Annotated in this window: 14 protein-coding genes; 11 read left to right on the forward strand and 3 right to left on the reverse strand. The window is 38.9% G+C overall.

Annotated elements, in window-relative coordinates; translation table 11 throughout:
- Positions 1-364: 364 nt before the first annotated feature.
- Positions 365-1,141 carry a ParA family protein gene (locus EHV15_RS35565; RefSeq protein WP_128635989.1) on the forward strand — a complete coding sequence of 259 codons (777 nt, stop codon included), beginning with the start codon at positions 365-367 and terminating at the stop codon, positions 1,139-1,141.
- Positions 1,119-1,670: a hypothetical protein gene (locus EHV15_RS35570; protein WP_128635990.1), complete on the forward strand. Its 552-nt coding sequence runs from the start codon at positions 1,119-1,121 to the stop codon at positions 1,668-1,670. Before EHV15_RS35565 ends, EHV15_RS35570 begins: the two co-directional genes overlap by 23 nt.
- A gap of 81 nt (positions 1,671-1,751) precedes the next feature.
- Here EHV15_RS35570 and EHV15_RS35575 read toward each other — a convergent pair whose 3' ends face one another.
- Positions 1,752-3,227 carry an FtsZ/tubulin family protein gene (locus EHV15_RS35575; protein ID WP_128635991.1) on the reverse strand — a complete coding sequence of 492 codons (1,476 nt, stop codon included), beginning with the start codon at positions 3,225-3,227 and terminating at the stop codon, positions 1,752-1,754.
- Positions 3,228-3,230: 3 nt separating this feature from the next.
- Positions 3,231-3,524, reverse strand: coding sequence for a hypothetical protein (locus EHV15_RS35580; protein ID WP_128635992.1), 294 nt, complete (start codon positions 3,522-3,524; stop codon positions 3,231-3,233).
- An 819-nt stretch (positions 3,525-4,343) separates the two neighbouring features.
- Between EHV15_RS35580 and EHV15_RS35585 the strand changes: the two genes are divergently transcribed.
- A complete protein-coding gene (locus EHV15_RS35585; RefSeq protein WP_128635993.1) occupies positions 4,344-5,765 on the forward strand; it encodes a replication-relaxation family protein in 1,422 nt (473 codons plus the stop codon).
- 161 nt (positions 5,766-5,926) lie between these two features.
- Here EHV15_RS35585 and EHV15_RS35590 read toward each other — a convergent pair whose 3' ends face one another.
- Positions 5,927-6,277 (reverse strand): hypothetical protein, encoded by a 351-nt coding sequence (locus EHV15_RS35590; protein WP_128635994.1) that lies wholly within the window; start codon positions 6,275-6,277, stop codon positions 5,927-5,929.
- Between the two features lie 2,547 nt (positions 6,278-8,824).
- Here EHV15_RS35590 and EHV15_RS35595 point away from each other — a divergent pair.
- The 8 genes from EHV15_RS35595 to EHV15_RS35630 all read left to right on the forward strand — a co-directional run bounded on the left by EHV15_RS35595 (position 8,825) and on the right by EHV15_RS35630 (position 15,184).
- On the forward strand, positions 8,825-9,220 hold the full coding sequence (locus EHV15_RS35595; protein ID WP_128635995.1) for a hypothetical protein: 396 nt from the start codon (positions 8,825-8,827) through the stop codon (positions 9,218-9,220).
- Between the two features lie 580 nt (positions 9,221-9,800).
- Entirely contained in the window at positions 9,801-10,631 is an 831-nt protein-coding gene (locus tag EHV15_RS35600) for a hypothetical protein (RefSeq protein WP_128635996.1), read from the forward strand.
- A gap of 87 nt (positions 10,632-10,718) precedes the next feature.
- The gene (locus tag EHV15_RS35605) at positions 10,719-11,039 is read left to right on the forward strand and encodes a hypothetical protein (RefSeq protein WP_128635997.1); all 321 of its coding nucleotides are present in this window, start codon (positions 10,719-10,721) and stop codon (positions 11,037-11,039) included.
- Positions 11,030-11,746 (forward strand): hypothetical protein, encoded by a 717-nt coding sequence (locus EHV15_RS35610; RefSeq protein WP_128635998.1) that lies wholly within the window; start codon positions 11,030-11,032, stop codon positions 11,744-11,746. The genes EHV15_RS35605 and EHV15_RS35610 overlap by 10 nt, the downstream gene beginning before the upstream one ends.
- Before the next feature lie 136 nt (positions 11,747-11,882).
- Complete coding sequence (locus tag EHV15_RS35615) at positions 11,883-12,290, forward strand: hypothetical protein (RefSeq protein WP_128635999.1); 408 nt, start codon at positions 11,883-11,885, stop codon at positions 12,288-12,290.
- Positions 12,291-12,483: 193 nt separating this feature from the next.
- Positions 12,484-13,053 (forward strand): hypothetical protein, encoded by a 570-nt coding sequence (locus EHV15_RS35620; protein WP_128636000.1) that lies wholly within the window; start codon positions 12,484-12,486, stop codon positions 13,051-13,053.
- 49 nt (positions 13,054-13,102) lie between these two features.
- A complete protein-coding gene (locus tag EHV15_RS35625; RefSeq protein WP_128636001.1) occupies positions 13,103-13,504 on the forward strand; it encodes a hypothetical protein in 402 nt (133 codons plus the stop codon).
- A gap of 780 nt (positions 13,505-14,284) precedes the next feature.
- The gene (locus EHV15_RS35630) at positions 14,285-15,184 is read left to right on the forward strand and encodes a hypothetical protein (protein ID WP_128636002.1); all 900 of its coding nucleotides are present in this window, start codon (positions 14,285-14,287) and stop codon (positions 15,182-15,184) included.
- Positions 15,185-15,428: the final 244 nt, after the last annotated feature.

Consider the following 15,428-nt stretch of genomic DNA (forward strand, 5'->3'; position numbering starts at 1 on the left):
CAGTTTATTTATACACTCAATATAGATGATAACCGTATCTGTGTCAACCATCCACAAAATAAAATTAAGGCGTTCTGTTTTTTACGAAAATTCAAATAAACTACTTCGATATGGATATAATTGAGGAAAATTGTGCACCCCAAACATGTCCTTAATATAAAACTGAGTACATTAATGAATATAAAAATGAATAACTGCATATTAAGATATTTGTTTAGAACTATTTGATAATACTCAAGTATTCAGTTTTGTGATTAATTGTTTGAAACATTATCTTTGTAATTTCCTGTGCATTTGTCTTGACTCTTACTTATTTATCTTTCAAAATAGTAATCAAGTATATTTATACAAATTGGAGGCCGACATGGGTACTACCGTATCTATTGGAGTTCAAAAAGGTGGAGTTGGTAAAAGTACTACGACTTGTATAACCAGCTTCCTATTAGCAGAAAAAGGTTATAAGGTCTTGGTCGTTGATTTTGACTCTCAAGGGAATACAACTCAAATTCTCTCCGGGGAAGATATATATTCATTTGAGGAGCAAACTGTCCTGAATGCTATCATCGATTTGGATCCCCAAAAATACATTATAAATGTCCGAGAGAACTTAGATCTATTGCCGGCCGATGACATCCTTTCAACGTTAGGTAACCAAATGGGTGCTTTTAAGCGCTACGTTCCGACTTCGTTAAAAGAAACCCTGGATATCGTAAAGGACAATTATGACTTCATAATTATAGATACCCCCCCAAACTTGGGTGAACTTTCTGTATCTGCCTTGGCTGCGAGTGATTTTGTTGTTGTAATGCTCCAGTCCGAGCCATTATGTTTTAAAGCAATACCTAGATATCTTAAGTTTATCGAACTGGTAAAGGACCGAATTACTCCATCACTCAAATTAGCAGGAATTCTTCCGAGTATGTCTGATACTAGAACAAAGATCGATACCAGTATTATTGAACAAGCTCGCGAAGATTACGAGGATTGGGTCTTCAATACCTTGATTAAACGTAGGAATCGAATCAAAGAATTTTCTATACTAGGGATTCAAAATTCCACGAAAGAAGACAGAGAAGCGCTTGAACAATATCAGCAATTTTTAGAGGAGTTGTTGACCCGTGTCCAGAAAAAAGGAATTTAAAGGTTTGCTAAGTGATAGTGGAGATACGGGAATTAGTCAAAAGGAACGTATACTTACCACTCATCTACTGTCACCTAATTCAGATGAAGTCAAGCCAATAAATTCGCAACAGGAAGGCGCAATGAAGGACAGTGAGAGTACAAATGTGCCAACTGAAGCAAAGAAAATCGATGGCCCTTTGGATATTCCCCCAGTTATATTGCCTGCGGATGGTAATAAGACAGGTGATCCAGTATCATTGCTAGATGAACGAGGTACTCCTATCCCAACCGATGATCCACTTTATCCTACAGGACAAACAGTTGATCAGATTGGTATTTCTACATTAGTAAGTCAATTGAAAAACACAGATGAATTGAATGTGGAAGATACACACACGAGAAAGACTTATCTAATAGATAATCTCCTGCTTGCTAAACTGGATGAAATATCTGCTGGAAAGAAAAAGGGGTATAAGACTAAAGTAATTAATACAGGTCTTCAGATAGTATTAGATCTTTTGCGTCAAGATAATAACTTTAAGTTGTGATCGTATGGATAATCGCTGGACGATTTTTTTTCAAAAGAAGGTGCTTTGAGTACGATCCTCAAAGCACCTTCTTTTTTTGATTTATTTATTTTTCGAGTTCTTGTTCCAATTTGCCCACGGATTGGACGTACCCGGTTCAGTTGATGATCCTCCGAATTTCTTCTTTGGTGCTTCTTGAGCCGGTGTTTGCAGTGCCGCGACACTTTCTTGCTCAGCACCCTGTTCTTGTTTTCTGCTAAATACCGATCCTCCGCCAACACCTGCTGATCGAGATCCAAATTTATTCTCTGTACGTCTTTGATACGGATTGAAGGTGGACTGCTTTACAGATTCCATTGCGCCTGAGATGTCAACATTTACTTCCTTACTCTTTATTTGCTTTTGTCGTTCCTTGATTTCATCATATTCTCTACTCATTTCAACCACTCGATTTGGCATTATCATACCGGAAAACATGGTATAAACTACTGCGTATGCTTCATTCCAGATCGGATCACCGTACTTACCCTGTGCAGCTGGAGTGGACTCCAAGATAGTCTTCCGAATGGTTTGTTCCATTTTCACATCTTTGAAAATCGATGCGCTAGAAGGTCTCAATACAAATCCGCCATACATCTGGGCTGTGTCATAATTATGGCCGCATGCGAAGTAACCACGTTGGATGCTGTTTTTCATTTTGTTCTTCAGATCATCCGCATCGAATGGTGCTTCAAGACTTGCCTTATGAATGCTCAGGAATCCACCGGTGACTTGCATTAATCTTACAAAGTCCGATGGATCATATGTGACGTTATCCGAACCAAAATTTGCTGGAATTACATTAGCTTCATGAATGGTACTAATTATTACATCATTGCCTTCATCTTTCCACGAAATTAGAATATCGTTATTCTTTCGGTTTTCTTTCTTTCCGGAGAAGTCATTAAACAACTTTTTGTTGTCAGTAATGATAACACTACCGAGTGGTTTAACGTCACCTGGATCAAAATGATCTTCTTGAAGCTTAATGAATTCGTTAATTTCCGACATCAAGAGAATTGCATTGGTCATTTCCGTTGGATCATCAATTGGGATAGATACTAATAAGGTAACAGGAACAGGAAAAAATTGTTCTTTGATTAATCCAAGAGCCAATGAAACAAAACCAGTACCAAATCCACCTCCGGCGCCTGCACAAATAAACAGATGATCAACCTCGCTGAACTTTCTTTCCATTGCATCAATGAGTTGTTGACGATACTTATTAGCATTTTCGTTGACCTCAGGGTCAAATGCTTCAATAACAAGTGATGGTGTTCTCGCGGCACCTTTGAAACCATCAAAGTGAATTCGATCTTCTTCATCGATGTGTTTCAGATGGATCATATCCGTTTTTGAGAAGTTAATAGCCAGGCTTGGGTAAATTTGTTTTCCGTCTGCGTATGTATATGCAGCAAAAATGTCGGCATCCTTATTTCCCTTTTGACCTGCACCTATTACACCAAAGCGAAGAGACACATCTTTGATCAAAGCGTTTTCGTTCATAAATGATAAAACTTTACTATTAGAGAGTCCCACGGTTTATTCCTCCTTCATCATTCTTGTTGCATAATCATTAAATGCTTTTCCGTCTTCCGAAAGATAAAACTGATGTTGCTTTTTGACATATTTGAAGGAAATCAATCCTGCAAATAGTAGAGCATCAATGGCATTAACTATTGGATTTTTTGAATAAATGTCGCTCAACTTATCAATGATATCCTTTTTTGGTATAAGGTTATTATCTGTAACAATATTCAACACTGATACATGTGCTTGGCTCAATCTATCCAAAAACCCCTGATAGTGTATTTCGGAATACAATCGTTCCGGCATAAAAACACCTCCTCCGTAATAGGGTGACCTTTGGGTGAGATAAAGTGACCTCTAGGTTACCCTAAGTATAAATGCAAAAGTGATATTTAGCAAATTTAACCTTCATATGACCAAACATAAGCACAAACGTCTTGATAAGTATAACTCTAGGGTCACTTTAAGCCACTCTTTCTTGTAATAATATTACTTAAAACCATGACTATTTGAAATAATTTGCTCTTTAAGGGCATTTTAAGGTCACCTTTGGGTGACATAAAGCGACCTTTGCGTTACTTATATATATCATTAACTCGTATTCAAATGAGTAACATATTAAAGAAAGTTGCTATTATTCTTCGTAATCATAGATCTGTGTAGTTCTGTCATAAATGTTTTAGTAGATTAAATATTATCTATCGTACGACCGACTTTAATGATTGATTGAAGTATCCTTATTTTATTAATACCTCAGAGGCAATATTTATTAGTCCGTTTGGATTTTGCCTGTCTCTAACTAATAACTTTGAGTCAGAACGTGCAATTTATTAATTATTCCTTTCAGCGAAGAGTATCTTTAAAAAACTCCTCAAAATTCAGTGAGAATTGACATGAGAAATAGGGTGAGAATTGAGGTGACCCACTCACCTTGATACTCACTTAGTTTCTCACTTTATTTCTCATTCATTATTCGAAATAAAAAGGTCGACAAATCCCTTGATGTTTAAGGATTTACTCTGATATTCTTTATTTAATGATTTTAGTGAGAAAAGTTAGTCGCCAGAAAGGCGAGTAAATATGTGCTAAAGTCGAGAGAATTTTTACTAAGGAGTTGTTCTGCGTATGGACCTTCGAAAAGCCCATAAATTATCACCTACAAAATGCTTAATAATAGAGCGCCTTTTTGAATATCGTGCTTTAACTGCTTATCAAGTTTATTTCCTTTTAGATCCAACCAATATTCCTCTAACCTACCCCCATTTTTCTTGGGAACAAGCTGATACGCCAAAAATGCGTAGTTTATACAATCAACTTTCACAACTCCAAAAGCTGGGAATGGTTTACGTAGTTGCCAAGCATGATAATGGGCAGCGAGTTTTTAGCTTAACTGAAGATGGGTTATCAGTTGCTTATTCCCTTCTTGATATCCCTCAGGTCGAAGGTTATCAGAGAACTGGATGGGATAATGAACACGGTTATTTTCCTTATGAACTTTATCGTCCTCCGAAGGATCGGTTGCTTAAGCATCACACTCTTGGGGTGGATTTCAACGTTCTTATGGAGCTGTTGGCAATTAAGCACAATTTCTCTTATGACTTTATTGATAACCGCTATGCTTCAGTCGAGTTTACGTCAACGGATATTAACTCCAAAAGGGAAGTGGAAAAGATATTCCGTCCCGATGGAGAGTTTATTGTTAGGTCTAACATCAATGGGAGAAGGTTTCATTCCTGGATCGAGTTCGATATGGGTACAGAGAAAGGAAATATGTTGCATGACAAGTTTCTGAAGTATAATCAGTTTCTCACTTACATTTCGTCAGGATTAGATCACTCATCGTTAGCAAACTCAATACCAGATACTATTTTTTTCGTTACTACTGCGCGTCAGAATATCTGGTCACGGTGGCAAAACATATTTCGTAATTACATGAATACGATTGGGCGGTGGGGGACCTATTTGAATTTGTACGTTGGTAATCTTGAAAGTTTGGAGAACCTTGTAATTTCACACATCAATGTAAATGAAATTTACAGGCGACAGCTTAATTCAAATTTGCGGCCACTCTTAGATGATCCTCGCTTCGTAGGGCAGCCAAAACCTTCGAAGAATCTAGTTAATACATCTCAAGTATCCAGCTTCTGCTTTCTTTACGAAAATGAGATGAAGGCATTGGGATGGAATCCTTTTTTTACAGTTACTCAGATCGATTCACACTCCCATCAGATTTATTTATACGTCAAATTCGAAGAATATGAGACATCTGGTATTTCTAAAGCAATTGACTTCGCACATAAGTTTCGAGATATTGATTCAATGAGGCGCATTAATGCTCGTGAACTTATTCCAGTCTTAATCTACTCAGAAAACAAGCCGCATTCTCTAAATTTTCTTGGTTGTGATCAGAAAGAAGCCTTTGAACAAGTCTTTGTTAACTTTCTTTGGCATGATGTTCTAGGAAATACCTGGATGGATAAGGACGGAAATGAACTCGATTCTAATAAGGTTAATCCGTTAACCTATTTTCTGAGGTACCGGGGGTAACTTCCCCCGGTTTTTTTGTTCGCTGTGGTGGTTTGGAAGAGGTCAGGCGCTTCGCACAAATCGTAGTCACATTAAGGTGTCTACTCGAAATGATTTTTGGAAGGTAGACATGTTGAGGTGTTTACATTTGAACCGGAGACCCGCTCCGGTTATATTCAGTCTTAGATACATACACACCAGTTAATATATTTTCTTGTATCTTTAAGTATATTTTCTATCAGAGGACTATCTTTTTCACAAGTACCTAAGAGTATTACTTCACAAAACTGTCCTTCCACTTCTTGTAGGTCGACATGAACTACTATTGGTCTTATAATACTGAGTTTCTCACTAAGTCTAGTGAACATATCTGTGAAGGGCCCGTTAGTACCCTTATAATACCCTTTAAAGTAAGGTTTATCCACCTTTATACCGGCAACTGCACACCCTAATCTAAAGTCATTGCTTGTTCTATTTGTGTCAATCCCCCCAATTAATGTTCGATGTATTTTATAATCTTCTTTTATCTTCAATTGTTCCCCCCCCTTTTGTAATTATGATGTTGTATCCCATTATATCGAATAAATCGAGGCGTTTGTGTGAACCCGCTCTCCCCGTAAAACAATAGTTAAATTATATGAATATAAAACTGAACGTATTTATGTTCAGAAAAAGTATTATATAGAGGATCTCACACCTCTATTCAATTTAGTCCCATCCATTCTCTCCAGCACATATATATTTAATCAAGTAATAATCATAACATTTGTTACGATATATAAGAATTCATATTACTGATCAAATAAATATTAATGAACATATTTCAAAAACTGAACAGTTGATTAAATATCTAATTGTTCTCCATGGATAATTTTGAAAAAATGTTTTCTTCTCATTTTATTGCTTCTCACTTATCTATTATTCCAAACGCTAAATCAAAGTATTGCATAAACTGAATACTTGCCCATATAAAATTCTATTCATTTAAATTCAGCATATCATCAACAACATATTTCTCTAAAAGAGGCATTGTATTTGATTTTATTTATAAGTGTATCTATGAATATAATACTTAATATATTTGTAAATATAAAACTGAATATATTAATTAATATAATTTCATAATTGAACTTAGACTATCATTAGATATTCCTGTGCACTTTTAATATCAAGTCGTTTTTTAGATCCATTATTATATAAAGTCTAGTGAATACATTTTCAAAGTATTCGTTTCAAACCTAACATCCTTACTAAATATATGAATTTCCATATCGCAGAGCGTTTGATGTATTGTTGCGAGAAGTCATGCCTGATTATAAGCTACAATTAAATGAGAGTATTAAATAAACGGAATATATAACTGAATATATGAAATAACATTAATATATTTAGGGAATTAGAATGGACGGGGGATTTGTAGGGAATATCGTGTGTATTTAATCCGAGCCGCAGAATGGGTTTGACAATCTGTGCTCATTGACAGCCAATATTGGTCGACTCCGCTTCTTCTTCACTTTCTGTGGCCTATAGCCTTTAAAGACTTAAAACTGAACATATAACTGAATATATAAAAGAACATTAATATATTTAGGATTTTAGAAGGGACGGGGAATTTGTAGGGAATATCGTGTGTTTTTAGTCCGAGCCGCAGAATGGGTTCGACAATATGTGCTTATCGACAGCCAATATTGGTCGACACCGCTTCTTCTTCACTTTCTGTGGCTTATAGCCTTTAAAGACTTAAAACTGAACATATAACTGAATATATAAAAGAACATTAATATATTTAGTAGTTTATTAGGACTGGTGATTAATAGGGAATATCGTGTGTTTTTTATCCAAGCCGCAGAATGGGGGTATTAATATGTGCTCTTCGGCAGCAAATATTGGTTGATCCAGTTTCTTCTTTGCCTTCTTTGTCTCATATCACTTTAAGTCAAAAACTGAACATATAACTGAATATATGAAATAACATTAATATATTTAGGATTTTAGAAGGGACGGAGAATTTGTAGGGAATATCGTGTGTTTTTATCCGAGCCGCAGAATGGGTGTATTAATACGTGCTCTTCGGCAGCATATATCGGTCGAACCCGTTTCTTCTTTGCCTTCTGTGTCTCATATCACTTAAAGTCATAAAACTGAACATATAACTGAATATATGAAATAACATTAATATATTTAGGATTTTAGAAGGGATGGGGAATTTGTAGGGAATATCGTGTGTTTTTTATCCGAACCGCAGAATGGGTGCATTAATACACGTGCTCTACGGCAGCAAATATTGGTCGAACCCGCTTCTTCTTTGCCCTTCCTGGGCGATAGCCCTTAAGAAAATAAATTTAATATATAACTGAATATATTACTGTTTATATATATTAATAAATAATGTTTCCTTAAAGTTTCTTATTTCTGAATTGCAAACTAGCCAAATTATTTCTTAATACATCAATTGGCAAGTGCTTCTTAAATAAATTTTTTTATGAATATAAAACTGAACCTAAAAATAAACATAAAACTGAATATACATATATAAATTAAATTTTATACATTTTACTGGAAACCTAATCTCATTTAAAATATTCCTGAGTCGATTTCGCTCAAGGCAATTTACATTCATATATGCATTCATTAGTTAAACAGAATACGTCTCTTATTATCTGTTGAATCTTATAATATTTTTATGGGTCACGTAGGTAGGTGAACAACTACTCCTAAAAATTCAGTATATCAGATTAAATTAGAGATTGAACAATAAACTGAATATATTCCTGAACATATGTATTATCATTATTATATTCCCATTTGAAAAAATACATTTTATATTATTAGGCCAGTATTACTTACACTGTATTTTTACAAGACCTCATGGTATGATAAAAACATACCATTTACTTAACGCCTTTTATCATTCATCAGCTCCTAGCATGCGCCAGAGGAGTCATTCTAACTAAGAATGCACCTAACAGGTGATCAAAGATTAATTACACACGATAAGTGTGTCCTTATCTTTGATCGTTGTTAGGTGCATTTTTTGATTTGCGCCAACAACCCAATTAATTCTTAGGAGGAATCGATCAATGTTAGTAACTGTTCAAAACAAATCTTTCGTCAAAATGACTAATGTCATGACAACTCAGAACCTTACCTACAATGCAACGGGAAAAGAGGAGTTCAAACGTACCAGTACGGCCGCACTTCGCCAGATTGCAAAAGACCTTTCATTGAAGGAAAAAAAGGTTTGTTTTAATCCAGGTGGCATTGGAGTAAGTGGTGACGCATCTTTGTATGGTATGTGGGAAGATAACAAAGGCATTTACGTTACCATCAGTCAATTTGGTGGAAACCGAATTATGTTTCGAACTATAAAGCACATTTCTGATTATACCGGTGGTGTAAACCAATGGGACGACGTGGAGAACGCGAATGCTGATTATGGAGCCTTCCTCAACCGGTTATCCCGTTTGAGAACGTAGGCTTAATCCACTTACCAGTTGAAGGGGGTTATTCCATATGGGAGAACCCCCTTCAACTGGGCTTACTCAAGGGGAGTACCAATATGCGAGAACTCATCATCAAAGAGGCTCAATTACCAGGTATGAAAGTGTGTATCGAATGGATTACGGGTTCTCTTGACCAGAATCTGGAACGTTTCAAGTGATTTGACCGAGATATGTTTGACCGCTATGTGCAATTAATTGCAACGTCTATATGCTGAAGGCATAACTACGCTTAAAAGATTATTCCATTCAGGAAGTGCGCGATATTACAGACGTTGCTCACACTGCTGGTTGTTAAGGAAGCACATGCGTTGGTTATACGGGATGAAGGTTTCAATGATTCATAACGTTGCTATCCTCTCTGAAGACAGGAAAGTCGCTAGGATGTTCAATGAGGGTACAGATCCATTAGAACATCAGATTGTGTACGAAAAGGGATCGCTTTTCTCGTTCATATGACCCATATAAGGTTATTCATGCCGTAGATGTGAGAAAACATCTACCAATCGTATCTTAAACAGTTTTTATAGTTTTTCAATTATCGGAGGTTATGATAATGAGCCAATCGAATTATAAACACACCTATCAGGAGTTTCTTGACTTTTGTAAGGCAGCGGAAGAATACAATAATGAGATCTTTGATGAAGCCAGGCTTGTAGAGGAACCAGATGGAAGCACCCAGTATATCGGCACTTATCGTGACACTTATAACTACAAGCACTCCTTTCATGTGACGTTTAATGAAGGAATGGGTTCGATCGCCTATGTAGCTGGTCCAGATGAATGCATGACTGAACTCGATGCCATCTACATGGAGATGTTCCGATCACAGTTATTCACGGATATGACGGTTCCTGAGGATCAAATTGCTTATGTACCAGTCACCACATCTGGAACGGTAACCATTCAGGATACTTCAGTGCTCATTCAGATCATGGAGGCTATAAAATTAAATATTTCCAAGGTTCTGACTGGTGATGATAGTCCGGAAGAGTTGCTAAAACAGTCACAGCGCTTACTTTTTCAAGTTATTGACTTCCTAGCAGGTATTCGCACTACAGGTGAAGCATCTCGGGATGACTCTGATAATCGCCGTGAGCGATTTAACGTATCTCAAGGGCGCAAAATCCTCAAGCGAGATGATATAAGCGGGCGGGATCATGATTTTGCTTCCGACGAGAGTGCATTATTCGCCTTAGGTAATAGCTCGCTAATCGTTTTTGGAGATCCATTTGACTGTAACCAGTGTAAAGAGATCGAGACAGACCTTCAAAATGGGGAAGCAATCATTGTCCAACAGAACTTGGTAGAAGCCTATGGGTACAATACCTTGATTCGGACAAGTGAAGGCTGCTATTGCCTTATATCTCTCGGCGGTACCATTTAATAGACCTCAGTGGTCCAGATTAATGAGAGGAAGCAGATACCCGCTTCTTCTTCATCATTTTATCCTATCGATGGGAGTGAATTGTCCTTGAAGAACATACAAAGCATTCTGAAACAATGGGCTTCCGATGTGCTTGAACAAACAAAGAACTTCGATATTGAGGAATGTGTTACCGTCCAATATGGTGATACTCCTCATTGGGAACGATTCTTTAAGGAAATGCGTGAGTCGCGTGGCTGGGACAAGGTCAGGATGGAGTTTCGACTGAAAACAACAGAACAGGCTCACTTCAAAATGATTGACTTGTTGAACCAGGAGATCGAGATTCAATATATAGCTCGAGTGCAGGCAGTTCTCCCGCCGAAGGAATGTTCATCTCTGGAGGAGGGGATTCCGGCATGCAGCTGACGATCGATCATCTCAATGGTCCAGGGACTTCGATATTAAAAATACTCCAGAAGTGGGCTATGTTCGAATTCTTCGACAGCAGCTTCGAGAAAACCGGATTGATGGTCTATGAGGGGAAAGGATACCGCTTCAGAATACCTTTTCAGATCGGTGAAATGCACATTGACTTAGCTTCCAAGGGATTTGGCCGCAACCAAGTGCGTTTAACGCATTGGGCAAGCAAGCATTCCTCTGTGTTTCTGAAAAACAACCTCACCTCACTGATTGAATGTGAGTACGGGTATAAAGCGGTCTACGCTCGAGAAACGGGAAGCGGAAGGGAGCGGGCCTTAGAAGAGAATCTGGTTGGGAAGACGTACTTTTTACTTAGGGACTACCCGATTGGCGTAACCCGCTTCCTCAAAATCGAAACCAATTGGAATCACTCAGATGCATTCAAAGCATTGCATGGAGCTCATGTGCAACTGAAGGCACGCGTCAATCAGGATTGGATTCAGGAAATCACGAGCATTCCCTTTGTCGTGGAATATATCGGAATACAAGGGGACGAAATCACCCTTACTGGCTCCAATGATACGGAGATAATGATAAAAGGTTTCAAAGGGATTCGTCCTAATCCGGACCTTGGTTTCATCATTTTTGATGTCTACGATCAAGCCAATGGGTATTCGCTCTCATTCCACCTAATGAGCCAAAAAAGCCGTTAACATATCATTATTCTAATCCAGGTGTGATTTCACAATGATTCTAGTTAACAAACCTTACCAGACCGGGTTAATTCATTTGCTCAAAGCCTTCTGAGTCCCGCTACTATTTATAAAAAGGAACAAGGAGTGTGACAATATGTTAGACTTGCCAGTCAGGAGTAATAGCAAAGGGAACGTTTACCGTAAACTTATTAAAATTCCATTAAATGAAGTCAATAAAGCCGATGAAATTCTTGCAATTGAGTCTGGTTATTATCCGAACTACGCTGAGACGGAAAGGATTGCGTGTTATTCAGCAACCTTCAATATTAAGGAAGGAACTTATCGGATTGACATTGGTTTAAATAATGGAAACACACCTTGGCTCGATCCTTCATTGTTCAAACTCACAAAGAATGGTTCCTGGTCACTAATACAGGCACTTGACTTTAAAGACACCGTCAAATCTATTATTGGTAAATACAAGTTTGAGATCGAAGAAAATGGACTATCCATCGTATTCATCATTTATGTACACTCGGATGATATGAACCAATCACAGTAAATTTGCATATGAGTCATGTATTAAGGAGTTCGTAAACCCGGGATTCTTGTTCCTTTCTCGGAGAAAGTGTTCAGGTATTCCACGAAAGGTTTAACGTAAGTGGTTAGTACGTTCCCTAATACGTTAGGTCCACTATCTTCGATGGGCAATAACATCAATATAATTCTTGATCGAAAAGAACGAGGAGGATACTATGGAAAATCGAAAAAAAGTAAATCCCACCCCTTCAGTTAACTGCAGGAACGAGTCTAATGATTCCTCGAGTATATATGGAGTGGATCTTGAGAAAGTAGAGCTACGGTATCAGGAACTGGTGGCAAACGGAGACGAAAAGCAGATGGCAGACTATGCACAGCATGTAATTCCGTTGCTACTCAAAAATGCAAGGAAAACGAGATTAGTCTTTAACTCTGAGGCGGAAGAAATTGCTCGCCGCTGTTCTGCATTCGGACGAATCTTCACACACTGGGGAGATAATGTTGAGGAATTGCTCGATCAGATGGAGATTTTTCTCACCCGTTTCATGGAGGTTGAGACAAAGCTGGTAGTTGTTTGGGAGCGGATAGAAGACTGGCGTCCGACCGGCGATTTTGATCTTTGGATTGTTACCAAACAAGCGGATGGATACGTAGGGTCTCCGATCACTACGCCTTCCTTGGACAGTTTTCTACAGGACTTGTATAAGTTTGGGGAAGGCAAATTGCCGCTTCAACCGATTGAGTTTCATTGGATTTCCAGATGCAATATGGTACAGAAATATTAAACACTAGGTCAAACAAACGGGAGTGCTTTTAGTTATGGAGACGGTCCAAATGAACTTTGTTGATATGGTAAAGGATTTATCCCGCCGCTTTGAGGCTTGCGGGATTTCCGCCACTCAGTGGGATGAAGGATATACGAGCGATGATGTGGAGGAAGTGTTAGAATACCTCCAGATGGTCCTCACCCGCTCCATGAATATACAAGTGGAACTAGTAATGGTATGGGAGTATCTCGACAAGTGTGGGAAGTTCCCTGCTGGCGCTTCCGAGGTTTGGATCTTATCCAAGCTCTCTGACGGCTATGTCGGTTCTTCGATCACTACACCGTTCATTTCATCGGAAGCCTTAGAAAGCTTCCTGAGAGATGTTATTCAATTTCGCGATGGGACATTGGCTTTACAGCCGGTATCCTTGGAGCGGTTCTCTACCTTTAACATGATACTGAAACATTAATTACTGAGATATCAGGTATGAGGAGCAGGCGTCGTCAATACAGGCGAACCCGCTTCTCATTTTTATTTTCTTTAAAATGAGATTCCATGAAAGGAGACTGACTACTTGGATAAACAGCAAGAGGTGTTTTTTCGGTAACTTTGCGCGGATCATTTGAGAATTCAGGGAGCCAAAAACGCTGATGATCTTGAACTCAAATCCACACATGACCTGTTTATAGAGGTCTATAAGTCATTAGCGTATCTTATTGAAAAAAAGAATGCTGCTAGAGATACAAATGACTTCCCTCGATTCAGCAAGGCAGATGAGGAACTCTGGGAAAACGGATTTGCAGTCATGGTGTATGGTTTGCTGAGAAGCTTGGATGGGTGAAAGATACGAAGCCAGTTTCCTTAGAGCAAATTCACGCTTCACGGGATGAACGATCCTAAGCAAAGGACGGAAGTTATGAGTATAAATCTACAAATTCTGGATGATTTGTGAAAAGGGAATTTCCGAATGTGAGTGCCTTCAATACGGCAGGCGTTTGTGGCCATCACCTCGATTTCTAAGGCTTCGAAGGTGAAGATCAGCTTGGAATGCGATAGGGTCACCTTTGGGTCACCTTTAGGCTACACAAAGTGACCTTTGGGTGACTTTATCGAAATCCCACGTGTAGCAAGGGTTTTTCGGATTTATAAAGCTTAGGGTGACCTTATCTTTTCTTTTGTTTTACCTCATTGAAGAACTCATGCTGCATATCGTCAAAATACTACACAAAATAAGGAGGACAAATTTATTATGGCTAGATATGTGATTGGATACGTCCCGGGTGGGGCATACGCCAACGGAATTTCTTATTTGGAGTTATCGGATACGATGCATATTCGTGGGTACGGGCACGCCTCTTGCAGCACGTCGGACGAAGCGCTGACCTGGCTCTTTGATGAGCAGAAGGTTAGTCCCAATGACGTGATCTGTGCCGGCATTGACACCTTGATGTCCTGGGCGACAGTGGGGACGTTCCGGCCAATGGATTACTTTCTGAAGCAGGAGTACCCGGAAGTGGAAAACCTCATCTTCTCAGTGAACTCAGCTTATGGGGCCATGGCGATTCATGGCATGGTTTTTGCTCACGCCCTGATCCGTTGCGCTCCCCATATCCATTTTATCAATGAGTCCCATCCGAAGGTCGCCTATTATGCCCAGACCGGTTTTTGGCATGATTATTTGACTCGAACCGACCAATTGAACATAGATCCAAAGGAAAGCCATGAATCGGCTCGTTGGACCTGTAACAAGATGTTTAATGAGGTGGGGGCGGTCCGGATGTGGAAGGAGCTTCTACAGTGGATCAATCACGATGCCGGTTATTCCATGGTTCAGTCTTCGGACATCACCATACCGATTGACGACAGTGAATGGGATGCTCTTTACTCGGCGTGGTTCACCTATCACTTGGGGTTCCGTTCCACTTGCCGCGACTTGATGAAGCTTGAGGAACAAGGGCTACTAACCATCAATCTGAGTACGGACCAGTCCTCACGTATTAAGCTGCTTCGTCAGCGGTTTGCCGGGGAAGATCAATCCATAGTTCGGATGATGGAAAACAGGATTATTATTCCTTGCGAACTTGAGGAGAAAGTGAAGTACCTCTGGTTACCCGCTTCGGCAGGCGACGCAAATGAGAGATTTACTTGATTATGAACGGGAGCGGGAAACCTGCTCGTTTCGATCAACCATGTAGGTGAGGAGCATCTTAAGTTACACCTACCTAACGTGATCCGAAGCGTACTAAGGAGTTCATTAAACGAAAGTATACAGAGCACTTTTAGTAACCACGTTCCCGCCGTCTAACTCACACACATGAGTAACCGCATCCATCGTTCATTTAAGAAGAGCGACGTATATAACTAACTCACGATGCAAGGCATCTAAAGGAGTC

The sequence above is a fragment of the Paenibacillus oralis genome (assembly GCF_003863965.1).
GTDB classification, from domain to species: Bacteria; Bacillota; Bacilli; order Paenibacillales; family Paenibacillaceae; genus Fontibacillus; species Fontibacillus oralis.

Bases quoted from the DNA above. Each gene is read 5' to 3' on its own strand.
- EHV15_RS35565 (WP_128635989.1), top strand. From the start codon at position 365: ATGGGTACTACCGTATCTATTGGAGTTCAAAAAGGTGGAGTTGGTAAA.
- EHV15_RS35580 (WP_128635992.1), bottom strand. From the start codon at position 3,524: ATGCCGGAACGATTGTATTCCGAAATACACTATCAGGGGTTTTTGGAT.
- EHV15_RS35585 (WP_128635993.1), top strand. From the start codon at position 4,344: ATGGACCTTCGAAAAGCCCATAAATTATCACCTACAAAATGCTTAATA.
- EHV15_RS35595 (WP_128635995.1), top strand. From the start codon at position 8,825: ATGTTAGTAACTGTTCAAAACAAATCTTTCGTCAAAATGACTAATGTC.
- EHV15_RS35600 (WP_128635996.1), top strand. From the start codon at position 9,801: ATGAGCCAATCGAATTATAAACACACCTATCAGGAGTTTCTTGACTTT.
- EHV15_RS35610 (WP_128635998.1), top strand. From the start codon at position 11,030: ATGCAGCTGACGATCGATCATCTCAATGGTCCAGGGACTTCGATATTA.
- EHV15_RS35615 (WP_128635999.1), top strand. From the start codon at position 11,883: ATGTTAGACTTGCCAGTCAGGAGTAATAGCAAAGGGAACGTTTACCGT.
- EHV15_RS35620 (WP_128636000.1), top strand. From the start codon at position 12,484: ATGGAAAATCGAAAAAAAGTAAATCCCACCCCTTCAGTTAACTGCAGG.
- EHV15_RS35625 (WP_128636001.1), top strand. From the start codon at position 13,103: ATGAACTTTGTTGATATGGTAAAGGATTTATCCCGCCGCTTTGAGGCT.
- EHV15_RS35630 (WP_128636002.1), top strand. From the start codon at position 14,285: ATGGCTAGATATGTGATTGGATACGTCCCGGGTGGGGCATACGCCAAC.